Source organism: Streptomyces natalensis ATCC 27448 (genome assembly GCF_000935125.1).
GTDB classification, from domain to species: domain Bacteria; phylum Actinomycetota; class Actinomycetes; order Streptomycetales; family Streptomycetaceae; genus Streptomyces; species Streptomyces natalensis.
Window position 1 is genome coordinate 201473 of sequence record NZ_JRKI01000063.1, and the last position, 24144, is coordinate 225616.

Annotated in this window: 22 protein-coding genes; 17 read left to right on the plus strand and 5 right to left on the minus strand. The window is 72.2% G+C overall.

The window, feature by feature from the left end:
- The first annotated feature begins 159 nt into the window (after nucleotides 1-159).
- On the plus strand, nucleotides 160-1518 hold the full coding sequence (gene glmM / locus SNA_RS37490; protein ID WP_030062875.1) for a phosphoglucosamine mutase: 1359 nt from the start codon (nucleotides 160-162) through the stop codon (nucleotides 1516-1518).
- A gap of 48 nt (nucleotides 1519-1566) precedes the next feature.
- Here glmM and SNA_RS37495 read toward each other — a convergent pair whose 3' ends face one another.
- Together SNA_RS37495 and coaA are read right to left on the minus strand one after the other, a co-directional pair.
- A complete protein-coding gene (locus SNA_RS37495) occupies nucleotides 1567-2517 on the minus strand; it encodes a DUF389 domain-containing protein (protein ID WP_030062874.1) in 951 nt (316 codons plus the stop codon).
- A gap of 13 nt (nucleotides 2518-2530) precedes the next feature.
- Complete coding sequence (gene coaA, locus SNA_RS37500; protein ID WP_241779994.1) at nucleotides 2531-3523, minus strand: type I pantothenate kinase; 993 nt, start codon at nucleotides 3521-3523, stop codon at nucleotides 2531-2533.
- A 296-nt stretch (nucleotides 3524-3819) separates the two neighbouring features.
- Here coaA and SNA_RS37505 point away from each other — a divergent pair, with 296 nt between their 5' ends.
- The 10 genes from SNA_RS37505 (at nucleotide 3820) to SNA_RS37550 (ending at nucleotide 14718) form a co-directional block, all read left to right on the plus strand.
- The gene (locus tag SNA_RS37505; RefSeq protein ID WP_037788353.1) at nucleotides 3820-4089 is read left to right on the plus strand and encodes a hypothetical protein; all 270 of its coding nucleotides are present in this window, start codon (nucleotides 3820-3822) and stop codon (nucleotides 4087-4089) included.
- Between the two features lie 248 nt (nucleotides 4090-4337).
- Nucleotides 4338-5951, plus strand: a complete 1614-nt coding sequence (locus SNA_RS37510; protein ID WP_030062871.1) for an IS200/IS605 family element transposase accessory protein TnpB — start codon at nucleotides 4338-4340, stop codon at nucleotides 5949-5951.
- 21 nt (nucleotides 5952-5972) lie between these two features.
- Complete coding sequence (gene glmS, locus SNA_RS37515) at nucleotides 5973-7820, plus strand: glutamine--fructose-6-phosphate transaminase (isomerizing) (protein ID WP_030062870.1); 1848 nt, start codon at nucleotides 5973-5975, stop codon at nucleotides 7818-7820.
- Nucleotides 7821-7851: 31 nt separating this feature from the next.
- The gene (locus SNA_RS37520) at nucleotides 7852-8220 is read left to right on the plus strand and encodes a holo-ACP synthase (protein ID WP_030062869.1); all 369 of its coding nucleotides are present in this window, start codon (nucleotides 7852-7854) and stop codon (nucleotides 8218-8220) included.
- A gap of 119 nt (nucleotides 8221-8339) precedes the next feature.
- Entirely contained in the window at nucleotides 8340-9764 is a 1425-nt protein-coding gene (locus tag SNA_RS37525; RefSeq protein ID WP_044368804.1) for a bifunctional ADP-dependent NAD(P)H-hydrate dehydratase/NAD(P)H-hydrate epimerase, read from the plus strand.
- Nucleotides 9765-9887: 123 nt separating this feature from the next.
- On the plus strand, nucleotides 9888-10970 hold the full coding sequence (locus SNA_RS39000) for a L,D-transpeptidase family protein (RefSeq protein WP_063752389.1): 1083 nt from the start codon (nucleotides 9888-9890) through the stop codon (nucleotides 10968-10970).
- A gap of 70 nt (nucleotides 10971-11040) precedes the next feature.
- Nucleotides 11041-12354: an alanine racemase gene (alr, locus tag SNA_RS37535; protein ID WP_078970476.1), complete on the plus strand. Its 1314-nt coding sequence runs from the start codon at nucleotides 11041-11043 to the stop codon at nucleotides 12352-12354.
- Entirely contained in the window at nucleotides 12351-13682 is a 1332-nt protein-coding gene (locus SNA_RS37540; protein WP_030062864.1) for an alpha/beta fold hydrolase, read from the plus strand. The genes alr and SNA_RS37540 overlap by 4 nt, the downstream gene beginning before the upstream one ends.
- 47 nt (nucleotides 13683-13729) lie before the next feature.
- Nucleotides 13730-14263, plus strand: coding sequence for a tRNA (adenosine(37)-N6)-threonylcarbamoyltransferase complex ATPase subunit type 1 TsaE (gene tsaE / locus SNA_RS37545; RefSeq protein WP_030062863.1), 534 nt, complete (start codon nucleotides 13730-13732; stop codon nucleotides 14261-14263).
- A gap of 242 nt (nucleotides 14264-14505) precedes the next feature.
- The gene (locus SNA_RS37550) at nucleotides 14506-14718 is read left to right on the plus strand and encodes a hypothetical protein (protein WP_241779995.1); all 213 of its coding nucleotides are present in this window, start codon (nucleotides 14506-14508) and stop codon (nucleotides 14716-14718) included.
- Nucleotides 14719-14789: 71 nt separating this feature from the next.
- Here SNA_RS37550 and SNA_RS37555 read toward each other — a convergent pair whose 3' ends face one another.
- Nucleotides 14790-15356, minus strand: a complete 567-nt coding sequence (locus SNA_RS37555) for a hypothetical protein (RefSeq protein WP_030062861.1) — start codon at nucleotides 15354-15356, stop codon at nucleotides 14790-14792.
- 111 nt (nucleotides 15357-15467) lie between these two features.
- Here SNA_RS37555 and tsaB point away from each other — a divergent pair, with 111 nt between their 5' ends.
- The 3 genes from tsaB to tsaD all read left to right on the plus strand — a co-directional run bounded on the left by tsaB (nucleotide 15468) and on the right by tsaD (nucleotide 17813).
- Nucleotides 15468-16127, plus strand: a complete 660-nt coding sequence (gene tsaB / locus SNA_RS37560) for a tRNA (adenosine(37)-N6)-threonylcarbamoyltransferase complex dimerization subunit type 1 TsaB (protein ID WP_030062860.1) — start codon at nucleotides 15468-15470, stop codon at nucleotides 16125-16127.
- A gap of 80 nt (nucleotides 16128-16207) precedes the next feature.
- On the plus strand, nucleotides 16208-16714 hold the full coding sequence (gene rimI / locus SNA_RS37565; protein ID WP_044368806.1) for a ribosomal protein S18-alanine N-acetyltransferase: 507 nt from the start codon (nucleotides 16208-16210) through the stop codon (nucleotides 16712-16714).
- Nucleotides 16707-17813, plus strand: coding sequence for a tRNA (adenosine(37)-N6)-threonylcarbamoyltransferase complex transferase subunit TsaD (tsaD, locus tag SNA_RS37570; protein ID WP_030062859.1), 1107 nt, complete (start codon nucleotides 16707-16709; stop codon nucleotides 17811-17813). The genes rimI and tsaD overlap by 8 nt, the downstream gene beginning before the upstream one ends.
- Before the next feature lie 23 nt (nucleotides 17814-17836).
- Here tsaD and SNA_RS37575 read toward each other — a convergent pair whose 3' ends face one another.
- Nucleotides 17837-19081 (minus strand): class I SAM-dependent methyltransferase, encoded by a 1245-nt coding sequence (locus SNA_RS37575; protein WP_030062858.1) that lies wholly within the window; start codon nucleotides 19079-19081, stop codon nucleotides 17837-17839.
- Between the two features lie 82 nt (nucleotides 19082-19163).
- On the opposite strand from SNA_RS37575, the gene SNA_RS37580 reads away from it, so the two are divergent.
- Nucleotides 19164-20060, plus strand: coding sequence for a polysaccharide deacetylase family protein (locus SNA_RS37580; RefSeq protein ID WP_051877019.1), 897 nt, complete (start codon nucleotides 19164-19166; stop codon nucleotides 20058-20060).
- On the opposite strand, the gene SNA_RS37585 is transcribed toward SNA_RS37580, so the two are convergent.
- Nucleotides 20051-21445, minus strand: coding sequence for an FtsW/RodA/SpoVE family cell cycle protein (locus tag SNA_RS37585; RefSeq protein WP_044368811.1), 1395 nt, complete (start codon nucleotides 21443-21445; stop codon nucleotides 20051-20053). The genes SNA_RS37580 and SNA_RS37585 overlap by 10 nt on opposite strands.
- A 480-nt stretch (nucleotides 21446-21925) precedes the next feature.
- Between SNA_RS37585 and groES the strand changes: the two genes are divergently transcribed.
- The gene (groES, locus tag SNA_RS37590) at nucleotides 21926-22234 is read left to right on the plus strand and encodes a co-chaperone GroES (protein WP_004955293.1); all 309 of its coding nucleotides are present in this window, start codon (nucleotides 21926-21928) and stop codon (nucleotides 22232-22234) included.
- A gap of 144 nt (nucleotides 22235-22378) precedes the next feature.
- Nucleotides 22379-24001, plus strand: coding sequence for a chaperonin GroEL (gene groL / locus SNA_RS37595; RefSeq protein WP_030062855.1), 1623 nt, complete (start codon nucleotides 22379-22381; stop codon nucleotides 23999-24001).
- Nucleotides 24002-24144: the final 143 nt, after the last annotated feature.

Here is a 24144-nt window from a genome sequence, read left to right on the forward strand (position 1 = left end):
ACCGTGCAGCTCTCGTCGAACGCCCCGGTGGCACTCCCGTGCGCCGGGGCGTTCGGCTATCCGGGACCGGACGCGTACGGCTGTGGCCCATCCCTGAGGCCAGGGGCGTATACCTGGACGCAAAGCCCTGGTCCAAGCTCAGACACTCGGAGGACACCAGTGGGACGACTCTTCGGCACGGACGGTGTGCGCGGCGTCGCCAATGCGGATCTGACGGCGGAGCTGGCGCTCGGCCTGTCGGTCGCGGCGGCGCATGTACTGGCGGAAGCCGGGACTTTTGAGGGGCACCGGCCGGTGGCCGTGGTCGGGCGCGATCCACGGGCGTCGGGGGAGTTCCTGGAGGCCGCGGTCGTCGCCGGACTGGCCAGCGCCGGGGTGGACGTCCTGCGGGTGGGGGTGCTGCCGACGCCGGCGGTGGCGTATCTGACCGGCTCGCTCGGCGCGGACCTCGGCGTGATGCTCTCCGCCAGCCACAACCCGATGCCCGACAACGGCATCAAGTTCTTCGCCCGCGGCGGGCACAAGCTCGCCGACGAGCTGGAGGACCGCATCGAGCAGACCTACCGCGCGCACAGCTCCGGCGAGCCGTGGGAGCGGCCGACCGGTGACGGCGTGGGCCGGGTCACCGTCTACGACGAGGGCTTCGACAACTACGTCGCGCATCTGGTCGGCGTGCTGCCCAACCGCCTCGACGGGCTGACCATCGTCATCGACGGGGCGCACGGCGCGGCGGCGCGGGTCTCGCCCGAGGCGTTCGCGCGGGCCGGCGCCGAGGTCGTCACCATCGGCACCGAACCCGACGGCCTGAACATCAACGACGGCTGCGGCTCCACCCACCTCGACAAGCTGCGGGCCGCGGTCGTCGAGCACCGCGCGGACCTGGGCGTCGCACACGACGGCGATGCCGACCGCTGCCTGGCCGTGGACGGCGACGGCAACGAGGTCGACGGCGACCAGATCCTGGCCGTGCTCGCGCTGGGCATGCGCGAGGCCGGGACGCTGCGCAAGAACACCGTCGTCGCCACCGTCATGTCCAACCTGGGCTTCAAGCTGGCCCTGGAGCGCGAGGGCATCGACATCGTCCAGACGGCGGTCGGCGACCGTTACGTCCTGGAGGAGATGAAGGCGCACGGCTTGGCACTGGGCGGCGAGCAGTCCGGGCACGTCATCGTCCTCGACCACGCCACCACCGGCGACGGCACGCTGACCGGCCTGATGCTGGCGGCCCGGGTCGCCGCCACCGGCCGGTCGCTGGCCGAGCTGGCCCGGGTCATGGAGCGCCTGCCGCAGATCCTGATCAATGTGCCGGACGTCGACAAGTCCCGGGTGGCCACCTCCCCGGAGCTGACCGCCGCGGTCGCCGAGGCGGAGCGCGAACTGGGCGCCACCGGCCGGGTGCTGCTGCGCCCGTCCGGCACCGAGCCGCTGGTACGGGTGATGGTCGAGGCCGCCGACATCGAGCAGGCGCGGACCATCGCCGGCCGGCTCGCGGATGTGGTCAAGTCCGCGCTGGGATAGTCCGCGACGGACAGTCCCCACCGGGACGGTGATGTCCGACCGGCCCCGCTAGCGCCGCTGCGCGCGCTCGGCGGGGCCGCTGTCGTGCCGGGCCCACAGGAATTTCTGGAGGGCGAGGGTGAGGGTGCCCGCGATCACGATGCCGGCCAGGTTCAGCAGGAGCTGACCGGCCGATCCCCAGGTCTGGGGGTAGTCGCCGTAGCTGAAGGCGACAGCGGCGTTCGCGGCCGCCGGGACGGTCGTCACGGAGATGGCCACGCCCACCAGGGCGCCCGATTTCGCCGAGGTCAGCGAGAGGGTGCCCGCGATCCCGGCCAGGAAGGCCACCACGAACGACATCAGGTCCGGCTTCCAGATGAAGGACGTGTTGGGGCGGGCGCTCTCGACCTTGTGCTTCGTGAACAGCCCCACCGCGTCCATGAAGAAGCTGAAGCCGACGGTCAGCACCATGGCGACGGCGAAGCCGACGGCCAGCGCGGTCAGGGAGCGCCAGGCCAGCCGGGGCGCCCGTTGCACCAGCGCCGTGCACAGGCCGGCCAGCGGGCCGAACTCCGGCCCCACCGCCATCGCCCCCACGATCAGGACGGCGTTGTCCAGCACCACACCGCACGCCGCGATCAGCGTCGCCAGGGCCAGGAATGCCAGATAGGTGACCGAAAGCGTCGACTCCTCGTGGGTCTCGTCGGTCAGCGACTCCCACAGCACGGCGTCGGCGCCCTCGCCCGGCGCCTCCTCCTCCGCCCGGTCGGCGCGCACCGACAGCGACAGATCGATGTCCTCGACGGCGATCGACCCGTGCTGGTCCAGGCCCATCTCCCGCAGGCGGGCCAGCACCCCGTCCCCGGCCTCCCGGGCCACATCGCACAGCACCACATCGCCCTGCGGATCCCGGGCGGCGCCGGTCAGTACCGCCAGATGGGCCGTGCCGACGGTCTCGTCCAGCAGCCGCAGGACCTCCTCCGTACGGTCCGCGGGAACTATCAGTCGCAGATGCAGCATCTGGTGCGCACTCCTAAAGCTTGCGCAGCGACAGCCGCTGCACCTTGTGGTCCGGTCCCTTGCGCAGCACCAGGTTGGCGCGGCCGCGGGTGGGAGCCACATTCTGCTGGAGATTGGGCTTGTTGATGGTGCGCCACATCATGCGGCAGTAGTCCAGCGCCTCCTCCTCGGAGACCTGGGTGTACTTGCGGAAGTACGAGAACGGGTTCTGGAAGGCGGTTGCGCGCAGTTTGCGGAAGCGGCCGAGGTACCACTGCTCGATGTCCTCGGTGCGCGCGTCCACGTAGACGGAGAAGTCGAAGAAGTCGGCGAGCCCGAGGCGGGTGCGGCCGTCCTTGCCGGGCAGGGCGGGCTGGAGGACGTTGAGGCCCTCGACGATGAGGATGTCGGGGCGGTGCACGGTCAGCTGCTCGCCGGGCACGATGTCGTAGATGAGGTGGGAGTACACCGGGGCGGTCACCTCCGCCTTGCCCGCCTTCACATCCGCCACGAAGCGGGTCAGCGCCCGGCGGTCGTACGACTCGGGGAAGCCCTTGCGGGACATCAGCCCGCGCCGGTGCAGTTCGGCGTTGGGGAAGAGGAAGCCGTCCGTGGTGATCAGCTCGACCCGCGGGTGCTCCGGCCAGCGCGCGAGCAGCGCCTGCAACAGCCGTGCGGTGGTGGACTTGCCGACCGCCACGCTGCCCGCGACCCCTATGACGAACGGCGTGCCGGGCTGTGGGCCCCCGCCCGCATCGCCCAGGAAGGTGTTCAGGGCGCCGCGCAGATTGCTGGTCGCCCCCACGTACAGATTCAGCAGCCGCGACAGCGGCAGATAGACGTCCCGTACCTCTTCCAGGTCGATGACGTCACCCAGGCCGCGCAGCCGTTCGACCTCATCGGCCGTCAGCGGCAGTGGTGTCTTCTCCCGCAGGGCGCTCCACTGAGCGCGCGTCAGATCGACGTACGGGGAACTCTCGGCGCGGCGTCGCTGCTGCGCATCGGTCGTCAGGGGCACGCGCCCCATTGTGCGCAGCCGGGCCGCCGGGTCTCGCGCGGGGGCCGGACAAGGGGTGTCGCGGATGCGGAGGCCACCCCGCCGTGGCCGGGGTCGGCCACCTCCAGGCGCTGCACCACAAGTTCATGCCGGATTTACCGGCCCGTGCCGCTGAGGCGCTTCACTGAGCACGCTGTGCGGGGCCCGGACGGGGGTATCGCGGGGATCGGGGCGGTTCGTCCCGAGGTTGTCGTGAGTGCCTGTACCCGACGGATATTGCCCGGTACGGTCGCTGGAGGACGAGACAGGTGAGACAGGGGGTCGGCGTGCGCACGCGCCTGTTGGGACGGCTTCGGGCACGGTCCGAGGAGAAGCACCATGGCCTGGCGGCGAACGACGCCGCCGCGGCCGCTTTTGCCTCCCGGATCCGCGCGGAACTGGCCGAGGACCTCCCCGAGGACGACCTCGACGAGGACCTCGCCGACATTCTGGCGACCTATGAGCGCGGCAGCCGGCCCGGTACGGATGAGGATGAGGACGAGGAGTTCCTGGAGACGGTGCGGGAGGCGCTGGAGCGGATAGAGCGGGGGTACTAGGGCGCTTCCACCGGGTCGGCGACGGCCCGTGCACCCCGCCGCGGGCCGCGCGGAAGAGGGGGGGAGCTGCTGTCGGTTGAGTGCGTACGAGTGTGTTCTGGCGTGTGTGCGTGCGTGCTCGGGTTGCGGCTGTGTGAGGCTTGGAGGGAGGGAACGGAAGTTCCCTGATCGAACGCGTGACGTTTTCCAGGCGTGGTCGTTGAACGTGGGTGACGGGCACGTTCGGGCCGCGCGGGAGGGGTTTCGGGGTGGGTGTGCTGCGTAAGATGTCAGCGCCGTTCGTTGCCCTCGGGTCGTCCGGCGTCGCCATCCGCACCCGCCTCAAGCACCTCACGCCCGAGGACGAGGGAGTCTTGCGTGTGGTGGGTGCGCACCTGGGCTTGCTTGCTTCCCGCGACCTCAGGCGGCGGTGTGCCGATGGGCTGGAGCACTCCAGCGATACGTGGGCCGAGCGCAAGCGTGCCCTGACCGGGGAGTCCTCCTCCCGCTGGGCCGGATCGATCACCAAGGTCAACCACGACCAGTGGGCACTGTCCCGCAGGGCTCAACTCGCCCATATCCAAGGGCTGGAAGCGGGCATGAAAACGATCGAGCACCGGTTGTCCCTGCCGGTCGGCGAGCGCGGCTCGAAACGTGCTCCAGGCGGGTACCGCAGCCGGCAAGAGTGGTTTGCCAAGACCCGGCGCCTGCACGTGCTGGAGGACCAGCTGACCGCTGAGCGGGCCGACCGCGAAGCCGGACGCGTCCGCGTCGTACGGGGCGGCAAGAAGCTGGCCCGAGGCCGTCACCATCTCGAAGCCGCCCAGCTCACCGCAGAGCAGTGGCGCCAGCGCTGGGAAGCCTCCCGCTGGTTCCTCGCTGCTGACGGCGAGAGCGGGAAGCGGTTCGGGAACGAGACGGTCCGCGTTACCCCCGACGGCGAAGTCTCTCTCAAACTGCCCGCTCCGCTCGCTCACCTGGCCAACGCCCGAAACGGCCGGTACGTGTTCGCCGCCCGTGTGCACTTTCATCACCGGGGTGATCAGTGGGCCGACCGTGTGTCCGCTCACCGGGCCGTCGCGTACCGCATCCACCTCGACGTCGAGCGCTCACGCTGGTATCTCACCGCCTCGTGGACGATCCCGCCGGTCAAGACCGTGCCCCTCGCCCGGGCCCGCAAGGGCGGCATGGTCGGCGTCGATGCGAACGCCGATCACCTGGCCGCATGGCGGCTCGACGAGCACGGCAACCCGTGCGGCGCGCCGAGCCGGTTCTTCTTCGACCTGGATGGGGCGGCCTCCTTTCGGGACGCCCAGGTGCGGCACGCCCTGATCCGGCTGCTGCACTGGGCTCAGCGACACAACCTGTCGATCGCGATCGAAGACCTCGACTTCGGCGCGGAGAAGACCCGCGAGAAGCACGGACGGCGCAAGCGGTTCCGCAACCTGATCTCCGGCATGCCCGTGAGCAAACTGAGGGCCCGGCTGGTGTCGATGGCCGCCGAACTCGGCATCACCATCGTCGCCGTCGACCCGGCCTACACCTCCCAGTGGGGCGCGCAGCACTGGCGTAAGCCCCTCACCAGCAAGACCAGGAAGACCACCCGTCACGACGCGGCGAGCGTCGCGATCGGACGACGCGCCCTCGGGCACCGTATCCGGCGACGGACGGCACCGCCCCACGACGACCAGAGCGATCGTCGTGGGCATCGGACCGCCCAGGCCGGAGGCGGCGCCCGGGGGCGTGAGGGAACCTGCCCCCGCATTCCCGGACCACGGACACGATCCGATGGCGCTGTATGCGGAGCGAAAGCGGGGGACCAGGACGCTCAACACCGTTCGGAGCGTCCGGCTGAGCCCGTGCAACTCATGCTCAGTCTTTAGGAACGGTCGTAGGCTGCCTCCATGTGCGGAATCGTGGGTTATGTGGGAGGGCAGTCCGCCCTCGACGTCGTGCTGGCCGGGCTGAAACGGCTGGAGTACCGCGGGTATGACTCGGCGGGGGTGGCCGTGCTGGCCGACGGAGGGCTGGCGGCGGCCAAGAAGGCGGGGAAGCTGGCCAATCTGGAGAAGGAGCTGGCGGACCGTCCGCTGCCCACGGGGTCGACCGGGATCGGGCACACCCGGTGGGCCACGCACGGCGCGCCGACGGACGAGAACGCCCATCCCCATCTGGACAACGCGGGGCGGGTGTCGGTCGTCCACAACGGGATCATCGAGAACTTCGCCGCGCTGCGGTCCGAACTGGCCGACCGCGGGCATGTCCTGGCGTCCGAGACGGACACCGAGGTCGTGGCGCATCTGCTCGCCGAGGCGTATTCGTCGTGCGGCGAGCTGCCCGAGGCGATGCGGCAGGTGTGCCGGCGGCTGGAGGGGGCGTTCACGCTGGTGGCGGTGCATGCGGATGCGCCGGATCTGGTGGTCGGGGCGCGCCGGAACTCGCCGCTGGTGGTCGGGATCGGGGAGGACGAGGCGTTTCTCGCCTCCGATGTCGCGGCGTTCATCGCGCACACCCGTGAGGCCATCGAACTGGGCCAGGACCAGGTCGTGGAGCTGCGCCGGGACGGCGTCACGGTGACGGACTTCGAGGGGGCGCCGGCGCCGGTGCGGGCGTATCACGTCGACTGGGACGCCTCGGCCGCCGAGAAGGACGGCCATGACTACTTCATGCTCAAGGAGATCGCGGAGCAGCCGAAGGCCGTGGCCGACACGCTGCTGGGCCGTATCGACGGCTCCGGGGTGCTCTCCCTGGACGAGGTGCGTATTTCCGGGGAGGTGCTGCGGGAGGTCGACAAGGTCGTCATCGTGGCCTGCGGTACGGCCTATCACGCGGGAATGATCGCCAAATACGCGATCGAGCACTGGACGCGGATTCCGTGTGAAACGGAGTTGGCGAGCGAATTCCGCTACCGCGATCCCATTCTCGACCGGCGGACTCTGGTGATCGCCATCAGCCAGTCCGGCGAGACGATGGACACGCTGATGGCGCTGCGGCACGCCCGCGAACAGGGCGCGAAGGTGCTCGCCATCTGCAATACGAACGGCTCGACCATTCCGCGGGAATCGGATGCGGTGCTCTACACGCATGCCGGTCCGGAGGTCGCGGTGGCGTCGACCAAGGCGTTCCTGACGCAGCTGGTGGCGTGCTATCTCGTGGCCCTCTACCTCGCACAGGTGCGGGGCAACAAATGGGGCGACGAAATCCGGGACGTGGTGTGCGAGCTGGCGGCCATGGGCGAGAAGGTCCAGGAAGTGCTGGGGACCATGGAGCCGGTGCGCGAACTGGCACGGGGCCTGGCCGACAAGAACACCGTGCTGTTCCTGGGGCGGCACGTCGGCTATCCGGTGGCGCTGGAAGGCGCGCTCAAGCTCAAGGAACTCGCGTATATGCACGCGGAGGGCTTCGCGGCCGGTGAGCTCAAGCACGGGCCCATCGCGCTGATCGAGGACGATGTGCCGGTCGTGGTGGTCGTGCCGTCGCCGCGCGGGCGTTCCGTGCTCCACGACAAGATCGTCTCGAACATCCAGGAAATCCGGGCCCGCGGGGCGCGCACCATCGTCATCGCGGAGGAGGGCGACGAGGCGGTGGCCCCGTACGCCGATCACCTCGTACGGATTCCGCGGACGCCGGTGCTGCTCCAGCCGCTGGTGGCCTCCGTACCGCTCCAGGTGTTCGCCTGCGAGCTGGCCACGGCGCGCGGCAACGAGGTCGACCAGCCCCGCAATCTCGCCAAGTCGGTGACGGTGGAATGACGGGGCGGACGAGCGAGCGGCGGGGGCGCGGGTGATTATCGGGGTCGGGATCGATGTCGCCGAGATCGACCGGTTCGGGGCGGCGCTGGAGCGCACGCCGGAACTGGCCCAACGGCTCTTCATCGAGGCGGAGTTGATGCTGTCCAGCGGGGAGCGGCGGGGCGTCGCCTCCCTGGCGGCGCGGTTCGCGGCCAAGGAGGCGGTGGCCAAGGCGCTCGGCGCGCCCGGCGGGCTGCACTGGACGGATGCGGAGGTCTACGTCGAGGACAGCGGCCGGCCGCGGCTGCGGGTGCGCGGCACGGTCGCGGCCTGCGCGGCCGAACTCGGCGTGCGCTCCTGGCATGTGTCACTCAGTCACGATGCGGGCGTGGCCTCGGCGGTGGTGATCGCCGAGGGGTGAGCCCCGGTGCGGGGGCCAGGGCCTGTCCGATGGGTCGGCGTGGGCCCGCTACGCCCACCCATCGGACAGGCCCTGGCGTGTGACGAGCCCCGCCGTGGCCGCGGTGTGAGACTGGCCCCATGAGGACTGCCTACAGCGTTCAGACCGTACGGGCCGCCGAGCGCGAGCTGATGGCGCGGCTGCCGGAGGGGGCCCTGATGCAGCGGGCGGCGGCCGGACTGGCCGTGGCCTGCGCGGAGTTGCTGGGCAGGGTGTCCGGCAGCCGGGTGACGCTGCTGGTGGGCAGCGGGGACAACGGCGGGGACGCGCTGTACGCCGGGGCCCGGCTGGCGCGGCGCGGCGCCGGAGTGGTGGCCGTGCTGCTGTCGCCGGAACGCGCGCACCGGGGCGGCCTGGCCGCGCTGCGGGCGGCCGGCGGGCGGGTCTCGGACGATGCGCGGCGCGATCTGGGCCGGGCCGATCTGGTGGTGGACGGGATCGTGGGGATCGGGGGGCGCGGCGGACTGCGTGCCGAGGCCGCCCAACTCCTGGACGCGGTGGGCGAGTCGGCGCTTGTGGTGGCCGTCGATCTGCCCAGCGGGGTGGACGCGGACAGCGGCGAGGTGGCCGGGGACGCCGTCAGCGCCGATGCGACGGTGACGTTCGGGGCGTACAAACCGGGGCTGCTGATCGATCCGGCGCGGGAGCGGGCGGGGGCGCTGCGCCTGGTGGACATCGGGCTGACGCTGCCGCGGGACGCCGAGGTGGCGGCGTTGCAGCATGCGGACGTGGCGGAGCTGCTGCCGCGCCCGGCGGCCGAGAGCGACAAGTACCGGCGGGGCGTGGTCGGCGTCGTCGCCGGTTCCGCGCGCTATCCGGGGGCGGCGGTGCTGGCCGTGGCCGGTGCCCTGCGCGGCGGTGCGGGGGCGGTGCGGTACGTGGGTCCGGCCGCCGATGCGGTGCTGGCGCGCTTCCCGGAGACGCTGGTGCACGCCGGGCCGCCGCACCGGGCGGGGCGGGTGCAGGCGTGGGTGATCGGGCCGGGGCTGGGGGACGAGTCGGCGGCGCTGGACGACGTCCTGGCGGCGGAGGTGCCAGTGCTGGTGGACGCGGACGGGCTGCGGTTCCTGACGCCGGAGCGGGTACGCCGCCGCAGCGCCGGCACCTTGCTGACCCCGCACGCCGGGGAGGCCGCCGCGCTGCTCGGGTGCGGTCGCGAGCGGATCGAGGCGGCCCGGCTGCGCTCCGTACGGGAGCTGGCCGCGCGCTACGGGGCGACGGTGCTGCTCAAGGGCTCGACGACCCTGGTGGCGGGCGCCTTTGGCCCCGTACGGGTCAACCCGACCGGGACCGGCTGGCTCGCCACGGCGGGCAGCGGCGATGTGCTGTCCGGGGTGACCGGCTCGCTGCTGGCCGCGGGGCTGCCGCCGCTGGACGCGGGCTCGGTGGGGGCGTATCTGCACGGTCTGGCCGCCCGCCGCGCCGCCGGCCCGACGGGCGCGCCGATCCTGGCCACGGAGGTGGCCGACCACCTGGGGGAGGCGTGGCGGGACGTGTGGGACTGACAGCGGGACGGGGGGACGGAAAGAGGGGCCCGTTACGCCCCGCGGGGGAACGCCACGGGCCACCAGGGCGAACCTGCCGGGCGGCGGGCGGTGCGGGCGTCGGCTCACGGGATGGGTGAGTGCATGAACCGCACCCTCCCGGCGCTGCTGGTCGGCGCCTCGCTGCTCACGTTTGTCGCCGTGCCCGCGGCCGCCGCGCGCCCGACTCCCGTAGTGCACCCGGCCGGCGTCGGCCGGTCCGTGGCGCGTCTGGCCGCCTCCGGGGCGCAGGCCGTCGCCCTCCCGCCGTCCCGGGCCCGGGGCGCCGCGCAGCCGCTGTCCCGTATGCGCTTCGCGCGGGCGGCCGCCGCCGACGCGCAGCCCCTGCCGCAGCCGCACGGCATCACGCCCCGGCCGCACCCGCCCGCCGACGACGCCTCCGGGCTGGTCCCCGGCCTCCCGCAGCACGACCCGTACCAGCAGCAGGGGGAGCAGCAGAAGCTGCCCGACCGCGCCCTGCCGCCGAACATCCCGCGCGGCCATATCCCCCAGGAGCCGGAGCCGGAGCGGCCGCTGGGGCCCGTCCGGCACATCGAGCTGGTGCCGCGGTCCGAGGTGCAGGGCGAGGGCGGTGCGAAGGTGCGGTGCAGCACCTCGACCGGGCCCGCCCAGAAGGCGGTCGAGGAATTCCTGGAGCGGCAGCCGGACGGCACGCAGTCCCCCGAGGACTGCCAGGCGATCCGTTCCTTCCAGCGGGCCCACCAGATCGAGCCCGCGACCGGCTTCGCCGGTCCGGTCACCGGCGCCATGGTGCGACTGCTGCGGGCCCAGAAGGACCCCAACCACGACCAGCGGTGCCCGGAGCGCACCGTGCGGGTGGTCTGCGTGGACCTGAACCGGCAGATCGTGTGGGTGCAGCAGGACGGCGAGGTGATCTTCCGCCCGGTGGCCGTGCGCTCCGGCCGGCCGACCATGGAGACCCGTACCGGCACGTACCGGATCTACTGGCGCCACAAGAACCACATCTCGTCGCTCTACCACACGCCGATGCCGTTCGCGCAGTTCTTCGACGGCGGGGAGGCGCTGCACGGCGTCTACGACGACGTCTATGCGGGCAGCGGTTCGCACGGCTGCATCAACCTCCAGTGGGAGGACTCGGAAAAGCTCTGGGGACTGCTCGACAGGAACGACCTCGTGTACGTCTGGGGTCACAAGACCGGCGTGTGAGGGACGGGTGACGCGCCTTTTCGTGCCGGTGGCCCGGGACGGCGCGGGCCCGCCTGCGACACTGAGGGGGATGAACGAGACAGCGAAGCGGGCCCGCGCCGTGATCGACCTCGCCGCCGTGCGGTCGAATGTGCGTACGCTGCGAGGCCGCGCACCCGGTGCAGAGCTGATGGCCGTCGTCAAGTCCGACGGCTACGGACACGGCGCGGTGCCCTGTGCCCGCGCCGCCCGTCAGGCCGGAGCGGCCTGGCTGGGCACCGCCCTGCCCGAGGAGGCGTTCGCGCTGCGCGCGGCCGGTGACGCCGGGCGGGTGCTGTGCTGGCTGTGGACACCGGGCGGCCCGTGGGCCCGGGCCATCGAGCAGGACATCGATGTGACGGTCAGTGGTATGTGGGCGCTGCGCGAGGTCACCGAGGCGGCCCGCGCCTCGGGCCGTACGGCTCGCGTCCAGCTCAAGACCGACAGCGGGCTGGGCCGCAACGGCTGCCAGCCCGCCGACTGGCCCGAGCTGACCGCGGCGGCCGCCAAGGCCGAGGCCGACGGCGCCGTGCGGATCACCGGAGTGTGGTCCCACTTCGCCTGCGCCGATGAGCCCGGCCACCCCTCCATCGCGCTCCAGCTGGCCGCCTTCCAGGACGCGCTGGCGGTCGCGGAGGCCGCCGGGCTGCGCCCCGAGGTACGGCATCTGGCCAACACCCCGGCGCTGCTCACCCTCCCCGAGTCGCACTACGACCTGGTGCGCGCCGGTATCGGCATCTACGGCGTCTCGCCCAGCCCCGACCTGGGCACCCCCCAGGACTTCGGGCTGCGCCCCGCGATGACCCTGGAGGCGTCGCTGGCCTCGGTCAAACGCGCCCCGGGCGGCCATGGCGTCTCCTACGGGCACCACTACACGACCCCCGGGGAGACCACCCTCGCGCTGGTCCCGCTCGGCTATGCCGACGGCATCCCGCGGCACGCCTCCGGCACCGGCCCGGTGCTGGTGGCGGGCAAATGGCGCACCGTCGCCGGACGGGTGGCGATGGACCAGTTCGTGGTCGATCTGGACGGGGACGGCGCCGAGCCGGGCGATACGGCGGTGCTGTTCGGGCCGGGCGACCGCGGCGAGCCGATCGCCGAGGACTGGGCCCTTGCGGCCGGCACCATCGGGTACGAGATCGTCACCAGGATCGGCTCGCGGGTGCCGCGGCTGTATGTGGACACCGAGGCCCCGGACGGCCCGGCTCCGGATGCCGGCGGCACGCAGCGCACCGGTGACGTGAATGTGCCGGTCGCGAAGGCGCCCGTGCGGAATACACCTGACATGGATGCGGCCGGCATGGATACATGTGCGGTGGAGACCGATGCCGAAGGGGATCCGACGCGTACGGGGGGTGCGGTATGAACGACGGCCAGGACGTGGCCGCCAAGGCGCTGGAGACGGCGGCCGATTCGGTGGGCAACTGGGCGCGGGCCGGGCGGAACGCGGGCATCGCGGGCGCGGCGATCGGCGTGATCGCGGCGGGTGCGGCGGCCGGGGTGGCGATAGAGCGACTGACGGTGGGCCGCGGGATGCGGCGGCGGGCCCGGCTGGCGCTGGACGCCGAGGGCCCGTACGGCACCCTGCGCGGCACCCCGTCCTCGGCGATCGCCGAGGACGGCACCGAGCTGTACTACGAGGTGGACGAGCCGGGCGAGCTGCCGGGCGCGGCGGGCAACGGCGGCAAGCCGGCCAAGAACGCGAAGAACGGCAAGGGCGCCAAGGGCGCGAGGAACGGCAAGGACGACGCCCGCGCCCTGCCGGCCGGAGCGGGCACGCAGGGCGTCCGCAAAAGACTGCTGACGGCGCTGGGCCGCCGCGCGGTGGCCCCGACCGTCGTCTTCAGCCACGGCTACTGCCTGACCCAGGACTCCTGGCACTTCCAGCGCGCCGCGCTGCGCGGCATCGTCCGCACCGTCCACTGGGACCAGCGCAGCCACGGCCGCTCGGCGCGCGGCCACGGCCAGATCGACGGTACGGATCCGGTCACCATCGATCTGCTGGGCCGGGATCTGAAGGCGGTGCTGGACGCCGCGGTGCCCGAGGGGCCGATCGTGCTGGTCGGGCACTCCATGGGCGGGATGACGGTGATGGCGCTGGCCGACCAGTTCCCCGAGTTCGTCGCGGAGCGGGTGGCCGGGGTGGCGTTGATCGGCACCTCGGCGGGCCGGCTGAGCGAGGTGTCCTACGGGCTGCCGTCGATGGGCGTCAAAGCGTTCCACGCCCTGGCTCCGGGCCTGCTCAAGGCGCTGGGCTCGCAGAGCGAGATCGTCGAGCGGGGGCGGCGGGCCACCGCCGATCTGTTCGCCGGGCTGATCAAGCGGTATTCGTTCGGGACGCCCGAGGAGGTGGACCCGGGGGTCGCACGGTTCGCCGAGCGGCTGATCGAGGCGACCCCGATCGATGTGGTCGCCGAGTTCTATCCGGCCTTCGCCGTCCATGACAAGACCGAGGCGGTGGTGTCCTACGACGCCAAACCGGCGCTGGTGCTCGCCGGGGAGCGGGATCTGATCACCCCCGCCGACCACAGCCGCACCATCGCCGAGCTGCTGCCGCACGCCGAACATCTGGAGGTCCCCGGCGCCGGGCATCTGGTGATGCTGGAGCGGCCCGAGCTGGTCAACGACCAGCTGGTGTCGCTGGTGGAACGGGCCGGCGCGGCGGCCCGCGGATCGCGCTCGGCCCGGGCCTGAGAGCCGGGTCGGGGACCGGGGCGCGTGTGGGCCGTACCATTTGCGGCATGAGTACCACCGGCGCGGTTGCCCATGTCACCGTCAAGTCTCCCGTCCAGATGCAGGAGTTGGGCCGCAGGCTGGCCTCCTTGCTGCGCCCCGGCGATCTGGTGCTGCTCACCGGTGAGCTGGGCGCGGGCAAGACGACGCTGACCCGCGGCCTGGGCGAGGGCCTGGGCGTACGCGGCGCGGTGACCTCGCCCACCTTCGTCATCGCCCGGGTGCACCCCTCGCTGACCGGCGGGCCCGCCCTGGTGCACGTCGACGCCTACCGCCTGGGCGGCGGGCTCGACGAGATGGAGGACCTGGACCTCGATGTCTCGCTGCCGGAGTCGGTGGTGGTCGTGGAATGGGGCGACGGCAAGGTCGAGGACCTGTCCGAGGACCGGCTGCATGTCGTGATCGGGCGCGCGGTGGGCGCTGACGGGCCGGCCCTCGATGCGCCCCCTGAGGCCGAGGCGGACGATGTGCGCGAGGTGACGGTCACCGGGATCGGGGGGCGCTGGACGGATGCCGGGCTGGGCCGCCTGGAGAACGGCTGACGCCCGGCAGTCCGGCCTCTCGTGGCTGCTCCGGCCCGCGGCGCACGCCCGTCACCCCCGTAGCGGGCCCCGTTGCCCGTAGTTTCCGACAACGCGTCGGCATGATGTTGCGCCGGTGGTGCCGCGCGTGGTCACATGGGTGGGGAGAGTCCCGGTTAGGTCAGCCTAAGTTGCCGGCCTGGCCGCTGCCGCTTGTTCCAGGAGCCCGGGAGGCGTCCATGTCGGCCCATCAGCCTTCCCCCATGCCTGACGGGCGCGGGGGCATCCCCGGCCCGGCGGACGGGCGCGCCGACCGTGCGGCGCCCGACCAGCCGCCGACGATGAACCAGCTGCTGGCGGCGTGTGCCGCGGCCAGCGCCGTCTCCACACCGCCCGATGCCGCGGCGGAGGGCCGTACCGACCGGCAGCCCGAGAAGGAAAGCCCCGCGTCCACCAAGGGCCGCGACGCCGCATAGCCCATAGGGGCGAAGCCGGACAACGGCCGGGCGACGCGCCGGGCGCCCCCTCGGCCCCTCAGGCCGCCCCCTCAGGCGACCACGACGACCTTCGTACCGATCAGCGCGAAGTCCCACATCGCCTTGCCGTCGGCCCGGTACTCCCGCACCCCGCCGGTCCGCTTGGTCGGAGACGGCTTCGGAACGGACCCGTCGACCACCGCGCTGAAGCCGATCACCACGCCGTCGGTCTTGGCGAACAGCACCACATGCTCGATGGCGAGGCCGTCCGAGCCGGTCAGGCTCACCGAGCGCTGGGTGACCCGGTAGCTCCCGGCCGCCGGGCTGACCGTGCTGGGCGTGACCTGGTACGTCCGCAGCGCCTTGCCCTGCGCGTTCACCAGCCACACCCGCTTGGCGCCCAGGGAGTAGACCACCCGCCGGCCGGTGCCGGATGCGGCCGGGACGGCCGCGGGGGGCGGGGTGCGGTCCTTCTTCGCGGAGCGGCCGTGCTGCGCGGTGTGCCCGGCGCCCTTGTTCTCGCCGCGGGCCGTGAAGTGGTCCGGGGCGGACGCCGAGGCCTGGTAGCCGAGGAAGCCGACCACGGCCAGGGCGGCCGCGGTCAGAGCGGTGACGATCGTGCTGCTCTTAGCGGGCACCGCTGTGCCACCTTTCCGCCGCCGGGCATACGTACGGGCCGACGGTAGCACCGCAGCGGGCGGCACCGGCCGACGCACCTGACCCCTCCGGCCGCGCCGTAGGCTTAAGGCGTGCTGCTGCTTGCTCTTGACACCGCCACCCCCGCCGTCACCGTCGCCCTGCACGACGGCTCCCGTGTCCTGGCCGAGTCCCGCCAGGTCGACGCCCGCCGGCACGGCGAGCTGCTGCTGCCCGCCGTCGATGCGGTCCTGGCCCAGGCCGGCCGGAAGCTCGACGCGGTCAGCGACATCGTGGTCGGCGTCGGGCCCGGCCCGTACACCGGCCTGCGCGTCGGCCTGGTCACGGCCGCGACCTTCGGGTCCGTCCTCGGTGTCCCCGTGCACGGCCTGTGCTCGCTCGACGGCATCGCCCACGCCTCCGGCCTGGAGGAGCCCTTCGTGGTGGCGACGGACGCCCGCCGCAAGGAGGTCTACTGGGCCAGATACGACAACGCCCGCACGAGGGTGACCGAGCCCGCCGTGGACCGCCCCGCCGATATCGCCGACCAGATGGCCGGGGTGCCGGCCGTGGGCGCGGGCGCCCTGCTCTACGACGAGGTCTTCACCGGCGTCCGGCGCGAGGGCCCCGAGCACCAGTCCGCGGGCGCGCTCGCCTCCCTCGCCGCCGAAATGCTCGCGGCCGGCGAGGAGTTCCTGCCCGACCGGCCGCTGTACCTGCGCCGCCCCGACGCCCAGGTCCCCGCCAACTACAAGGTGGTCACCCCCAAGTGACGTCCCACCCGTCGCCCGACCACCGCCCCTCAACGGCGTCACTGCGCGACGGCATCCCTCAATCTCCTGTTCTGCGCGAGATGCGCTGGTGGGACATTGAACCGGTGCTGGCGCTGGAACTCGATCTGTTCCCCGAGGACGCGTGGTCGGAGGGGATGTTCTGGTCGGAGCTGGCCCATGCGCGCGGCGCGGCCGCCACCCGCCGCTACCTCGTCGCCGAACTGGCCGGCCGCCTCGTCGGCTACGGCGGCCTGTGCGCCATCGACGGCACCGGCGACATCCAGACCATCGCCACGGCCCGCGACCAGTGGGGCACCGGCCTCGGCGCCCGCCTGCTGACCGCCCTGCTCTCGGCCGCCACCGCCTTCGAATGCCGCGAGGTGCTGCTGGAGGTACGGGTGGACAACCTCCGCGCACAGCGCCTCTACGAGCGCTTCGGCTTCGAACCGATCGGCTTCCGGCGCGGCTACTACCAGCCGGGCAACGTCGACGCCCTGGTCATGCGCCTGATCACCGCGGCCGCCGAGCCGACCGCATCCCCCGCAGATCCCGTCCAAGGAACCCAAGGAAACCCGACCCATGGCTGACGAACCGCTCGTCCTCGGCATCGAGACCTCCTGCGACGAGACCGGAGTCGGCATCGTCCGAGGCCACACCCTGCTGGCCGACGCGGTCGCCTCCAGCGTCGACGAACACGCCCGCTTCGGCGGCGTCGTCCCCGAGGTGGCCTCGCGGGCGCACCTGGAGGCGATGGTCCCCACCATCCAACGGGCCCTGAAGGACGCCGGGGTGGCGGCGAGCGACCTCGACGGCATCGCGGTCACCGCGGGCCCCGGCCTCGCGGGCGCGCTGCTGGTCGGCGTCTCGGCCGCCAAGGCGTACGCCTACGCCCTGGGCAAGCCGCTCTACGGCGTCAACCACCTGGCCTCGCACATCTGCGTCGACCAGCTCGAACACGGCGCGCTGCCGGAGCCGACCATGGCTCTGCTGGTCTCCGGCGGCCACTCCTCGCTCCTGCTGGCCCCCGACATCACCTCGGACGTCCGCCCGCTGGGCTCGACCATCGACGACGCGGCCGGCGAGGCGTTCGACAAGATCGCGCGCGTCCTCCACCTCGGCTTCCCCGGCGGCCCGGTCATCGACCGCTACGCCCGCGAGGGCGACCCGGACGCCATCCGCTTCCCGCGCGGGCTGACCGGCCCCCGCGACCCGGTCTACGACTTCTCCTTCTCCGGCCTGAAGACCGCGGTCGCCCGCTGGATCGAGGCCAAGCGGGCGGCCGGCGAGGACGTCCCGGTGGCGGATGTCTCGGCGTCCTTCCAGGAGGCCGTGGTGGACGTGCTGACCCGCAAGGCCGTACGGGCCTGCAAGGACCACGGCGTCGACCACCTGATGATCGGCGGCGGCGTCGCGGCCAACTCCCGCCTGCGCGCCCTGGCCCAGCACCGCTGCGAGGCCGCCGGTATCACCCTGCGGGTCCCGCGGCCCAAGCTGTGCACCGACAACGGCGCGATGGTCGCGGCCCTGGGCGCGGAGATGGTGGCCCGCAACCGGCCGTCCTCGGACTGGGGGCTGTCGGCGGACTCGTCGCTGCCGGTCACGGAGACGCATGTGCCGGGGGAGGGCCACCATGGGCATGGCCACGATCACGTGCACGAGCTGAGCAGCCAGAACCTCTACCCCTGAGCTCCCTCACCGCCCACCCGGGATCACGCCCGAACCGGGCTCCCCAGCAGCATGCTCGGCCTGCCCGCCACCCGCGTGAGGATGATCGTGCAGGAGTTCACCCCTTCCAGGCGGAGCTTCTTGCGGAGCTCCTCCGGGGAGACCGCCGACCCCCGTTTCTTGATCTCCGCGATGCCGATGCCGCGTTCGCGCAGCAGGGCGCGCAGCTTCTTGACGTTGAAGGGGAGGACGTCGGTGATCTCGTAGGCGGTGGCGTACGGGGTCGGCGTCAGCTCGTCGGCCGTGATGTAGGCGATGGTCGGGTCGATCAGGCGGCCGCCGACCTGCTGTGCCACGTCGGCCACCAGGTGGGCCCGGATGACGGCGCCGTCCGGTTCGTACAGCCAGCGGCCGACGGGGCCGACAGGGGGGCGGTGCGAAGCACCTCCGGCCGGGGTGGTGGTCGGGCGACGGGCGGGCGGGTCGGGCAGGGCGGCGCCGAGCAGGGTGGCGCCGCCGGGCAGGAGGGTGGCGCGGCGGCCGCCGGGGCGGGCGCCGTGGCCGAACCAGACCACCGCCTCCTTGACGTCGCCCCTGTCGGAGATCCACTCGGTCTCGGCGTCGTCCGGGAGCGCCTCGTGCGGGACGCCGGGGGCGATCTTCAGCGCGGCATGGGGGGCCGTACGGGCCGCCTCGACCGCCCAGGAGAGCGGCGGGGAGTAGGACTCGGGGTCGAAGATCCGGCCGCCCCGCACCCCGCTCCGCCGCGCCGGGTCGACGAACACCGCGTCGTATCCGGCGGTGTCGATCTCCGTCACATCCGCGCAGCGCACCTCGATCCGGTCGGCCAGCCCCAGGGCCTCGGCGTTGGCGCGGGCGGCGGCGCAGGCCAGGGGGTCGCGGTCGACGGCGAGAACGCAGATCCCGGCACGGGCCAGGGCGAGGGCGTCGCCGCCGATGCCGGAGCACAGGTCGGCCAGCGTACGGACGCCGAGCGCGGCGAGCCGGGCGGCGCGGTGGGCGGCCACCGTGGCGCGGGTGGACTGCTCGACCCCGTTCGGCGTGAAGTACATCCGCCGGGCGTCGTCCCCGAACTTCGCCGCCGCGCGCTGCCGCAGCCGCGCCTGGCCGAGCGCGGCGGACACCAGGGGCGCGGGGTGGCTGCGGCGCAGCCGGGTCGCGACGGCCAGGTCGTCGGCCGGGTCATGGTCGCGCAGGGCGGTCAGCAGCTCCTGTCCCTCGGGGGCGAGCAGCGCGGAGAAGGTGTCGAGGTCGGTCACCTGCCCCATTGTGGGCCAGTCGGCTGACCGCTCCGGCGTGGCGGGTTGTGTCGCCGTCCTACGGCGTCGGCCCGATGCCAAGATCCGAGTTATGCAGATTGTCAGATTTTTCCGAACCGGTGCGGTGCGCGGCACCGCCGTGCACGCGGGTACGGACGAGGGTGCGGCCACGGGGGCCGCCGCCAGGGCTCGGGGCCTGGCGGCCCTCTCCGTACTCGGACTGCTGGCCGCCGGCTGCGGCGTGCACGGCGAGGACCTGCTGGACAACGTGCCGGCCGGTCCCGCCGTCGTCGCGCCCGACGCCCGAGCACTGCACTCCCAGGCCCGCAGGATGGTCGACGCCCATGTGCGGCAGGTGACGGCGGCGCAGCACTACGGGCTGCCCGGGGCGCCGTTCAGCGAACCGCGGCCGCCGGCCTTCAAGCCGTTCCTGAGGACCGAGCCGAAGCTCGCCCGGGGCGACGGGGAGGGCCTGCCCGCGGTGATCACCCGGGTGCCGACCCGCGCCAAGGTGGTGTTCCTGACGGTCGACGACGGCGCCGCCAAGGACCCCGCGTTCGTCCGGGTGATGCGGGAACTCGGCGTGCCCTTCACGGCGTTGCCCACCTCGCACGGGCACCCGCTGGACCACCTGCGCCCCGCCGAGCAGCACACCGCGATCTGCCGCCAGCAGGACGCCCTGCGGGGCGGCGGCGGAGAGCGGCCGCGCCTGTTCCGGCCGCCGTTCGGCGCCTACAGCCGCGACACCCTGAAGATGGCGGCCGCCTGCGGCGCCAAGGTCGTACCGCTGTGGAACGAGGAGGCGTCCCCCGGCAAGGTCGCCTACCGCGAGCACGACCACCGGCTGCACCCCGGCGACATCGTCCTGCTCCGCTTCGACGTCCACGTCGGCCAGCACCGTCCGCTGCTGGCGGCGGCCGCGCTGCGCGCCCTGCGCACCGCCCATGACCAGGGCTTCGCCGTCGGGCAGCTGGAGGACTACGTCTGAGACACCCGGCGCCCCGCCCGGCGCTGCCGCGCGCCCTCCGGCTCGCGGCGGCGCTGGGCGGTGTCGCTGATGCGCAGCAGCAGGCCGACCATCACCCAGTTCGCGACGAGCGACGAGCCGCCCTTGGCGAGGAAGGGCAGCGCCTTGCCGGTGAGCGGGATCAGACCGGTGACGCCGCCGGAGACGACGAAGACCTGGAGCATCAGCGCGCCGGCGAGGCCGACGGCCAGCAGCTTGCCGAAGGGGTCGCGGGAGGACAGGGCCACCCGCAGCCCGCGCTGGGCGAGCAGTACGTAGAGCATCAGGACGGCCATCAGCCCGGCCAGACCCAGCTCCTCGCCGACGGTGGTGAGGATGAAGTCGCTGTTGGCGGCGAACCGGATCAGTTCGGGATGGCCCTGGCCCAGCCCGGTGCCGCCGACGCCCCCGGTGCCGAAGCTGAAGAGGGCTTCGCCCAGTTGCTGCGACAGTCCGGCCTTCATTCCCTCGGGGGTGAAGGCGGCCATGGGGTCCAGCCAGGCGGTGACCCGGCCGTGCACATGCGGCTCCAGCGAGCCGACGGCCCCCGCACCCACCACGGCCATCAGCAGGCCGCAGACCACCCAGCTGGTGCGCTCGGTCGCCACGTACAGCATGATCACGAACACCCCGAAGAAGATCAGCGAGGTGCCCAGGTCCCGTTCGAAGATCAGCACCAGGAGGCTGATGGACCAGATGGTGAAGATCGGCCCGAGCTGCCGCCCCGGGGGCAGCTGGACGCCCAGGACGCGGCGGCCGGTCAGCGCCAGGGCGTTGCGGTTGAGCGTCAGATAGCCGGCGAAGAAGACCGCGATCGCGATCTTGACGAATTCGCCGGGCTGGAGCGAGAGCGGCCCGATGAAGATCCAGCGCTTGGCGCCGTAGGTGTCGCCGTGGGAGAACGCCGGGGCCATCAGCAGCACCAGGGCGACCGCCATCGTCAGATAGAGGTAGCGCTGGAGCCGCCGGTAGTCGCGCAGCAGGATCAGCACCCCGACGCAGGCCGCCACCCCGATCCCGGTCCACACCAGTTGGCCGGTGGCCGCCGGTGGTGTCCGGAGCCCGGGGTGTGCCTTGTAGGTGATGTCCAGGCGGCTCAGCAGGACCAGCCCGAGCCCGGTCAGCAGCGTCGTCAGCGGCAGGATCAGCGGGTCGGCGCGGGACGCGAAGCGGCGCAGCACCAGGTGCGGCAGCCAGGCGACCGAAAACATGACGACGGTGAAGAGGGGCAGGCCGGACGGTATCCGGCCGGTCATCGACAGCCCGGCGTAGGCGTAGCCGAAGACGGCGATCAGCACGACGAGGGCGAGCAGCCAGGCCTCGGTCCGGCGGCGGTCCGGAGCCTGGGCGAGAGCGGCGAAGGTCATGGTGCTCTCGACATCGCTCTCCCTTCTCCGGACAGCCCGGAAAGCGCTGGTCGGTCCGCGCACGCGAGTCCTCCGCTGTGGGGTCTCCCCTGGTCAGGAGACCTCGGGGGAAGGGGTACGTCGTCGGTCTACATCGTCCGGCATGCGGCCGAAGGCCCTGGTGGCAGGGCCCGGTTCCGGTTCAGCAGTCCCGGAAGGAGACGTGGGCGCGGTGCGTACGGTTGCCACCGATGCGAGAGGTGTGTCCGATTTCCTGCACCTCGCGGCCGGTATTCGCCCTGCCCGGGCGACAGGCCGGGACCCCGATTGGCACTCCGCTTGACCGAGTGCTAACCGCGTCATAGTGTCAGCGTTGGCACTCTCCAGCGGGGAGTGCCAACTATGCGCGACGGGCAGGTCCGGCACCCGCGACGACGGATCCACCTGGTCGCCACCTCAGACAGTTAACCCCGTGAGATCTCCGAAGGGGGAGGTCGGATCGTGACGACCGCCAGCTCCAAGGTTGCCATCAAGCCGCTTGAGGACCGCATTGTGGTCCAGCCGCTCGACGCCGAGCAGACCACGGCTTCGGGCCTGGTCATCCCGGACACCGCGAAGGAGAAGCCCCAGGAGGGCGCTGTCCTCGCCGTGGGCCCGGGCCGCTTCGAGAACGGCGAGCGCCTGCCGCTCGACGTCAAGGTCGGTGACGTCGTTCTCTACAGCAAGTACGGCGGCACCGAGGTGAAGTACAACGGCGACGAGTACCTCGTCCTCTCGGCCCGCGACGTGCTCGCGATCATCGAGAAGTAATTCACCGAGTTCTGCCCTGATCTGCGCCCCTGGTTCCCGCGTTCTCACCGACCGGGGCAGGGGCGCAGTTCGTATGAGCGACATGAGCGATAGCGGTCACGGCGGCGAGGCCGACGATCGCAACGAGAGGACTTGAAGCAACTCATGGCGAAGATCCTGAAGTTCGACGAAGACGCCCGTCGCGCCCTTGAGCGCGGCGTCAACAAGCTTGCCGACACGGTCAAGGTGACGATCGGCCCCAAGGGCCGCAACGTCGTCATCGACAAGAAGTTCGGCGCCCCGACCATCACCAACGACGGTGTCACCATCGCCCGCGAGGTCGAGGTCGAGGACCCGTACGAGAACCTGGGCGCCCAGCTCGTCAAGGAGGTGGCGACCAAGACCAACGACATCGCGGGTGACGGCACCACCACCGCCACGGTGCTGGCCCAGGCGCTGGTCCGCGAGGGCCTGCGCAACGTCGCCGCGGGTGCCTCCCCGGCCGCCCTGAAGAAGGGCATCGACGCGGCGGTCAAGGCCGTCTCCGACGAGCTGCTGGCCACCGCCCGCCCGATCGACGACAAGTCCGACATCGCCGCCGTGGCCGCGCTGTCCGCGCAGGACAAGCAGGTCGGCGAGCTGATCGCCGAGGCGATGGACAAGGTCGGCAAGGACGGTGTCATCACCGTCGAGGAGTCCAACACCTTCGGTCTGGAGCTGGACTTCACCGAGGGCATGGCCTTCGACAAGGGTTACCTGTCGCCCTACATGGTCACCGACCAGGAGCGGATGGAGGCCGTCCTCGAGGACCCCTACATCCTCATCCACCAGGGCAAGATCGCCTCGATCCAGGACCTGCTCCCGCTGCTGGAGAAGGTCATCCAGGCGGGCGGCTCCAAGCCCCTCCTGATCATCGCCGAGGACGTCGAGGGCGAGGCCCTGTCCACCCTCGTCGTCAACAAGATCCGCGGCACCTTCAACGCGGTGGCCGTCAAGGCCCCCGGCTTCGGTGACCGCCGCAAGGCGATGCTCGGCGACATGGCCACCCTCACCGGTGCCACCGTCATCGCCGAGGAGGTCGGCCTCAAGCTCGACCAGGCCGGTCTGGACGTGCTGGGCAGCGCCCGCCGTGTGACCGTCACCAAGGACGACACCACCATCGTCGACGGTGGCGGCAACTCCGAGGACGTCGTCGGCCGCGTCAACCAGATCAAGGCCGAGATCGAGTCCACCGACTCGGACTGGGACCGCGAGAAGCTCCAGGAGCGCCTGGCCAAGCTCGCCGGCGGCGTCTGCGTCATCCGCGTGGGTGCGGCCACCGAGGTCGAGCTCAAGGAGAAGAAGCACCGTCTGGAGGACGCCATCTCCGCGACCCGCGCCGCGGTCGAGGAGGGCATCGTCTCCGGTGGTGGCTCCGCGCTCGTCCACGCCGTCAAGGTCCTGGACGGCAACCTCGGCAAGGAGGGCGACGAGGCCACCGGTGTCGCCGTCGTCCGCCGCGCCGCCGTCGAGCCGCTGCGCTGGATCGCCGAGAACGCGGGCCTCGAGGGCTACGTGATCACCGCCAAGGTCGCCGAGCAGGACAAGGGCCAGGGCTTCAACGCCGCCACCGGCGAGTACGGCGACCTGGTCAAGGCCGGCGTCATCGACCCGGTCAAGGTCACCCGCTCCGCCCTGGAGAACGCCGCCTCCATCGCCTCCCTGCTCCTGACGACCGAGACCCTGGTCGTCGAGAAGAAGGAAGAGGAAGAGGGCGAGGCCGGTCACGGCCACGGTCACGCGCACTGACGCCTGGCTGTGCTGCCGGCCGACGGCCGGCAGCAGGCCCCTGTCCCCGCTCGTCAGCGGCGGGAACAGGGGCCTTTGCGCGGTCGGCGTGCATGCCCGGGGCAGAGGCTCGCCTGGCGGGCCAGGGTGAGGAGGCTCGCGCG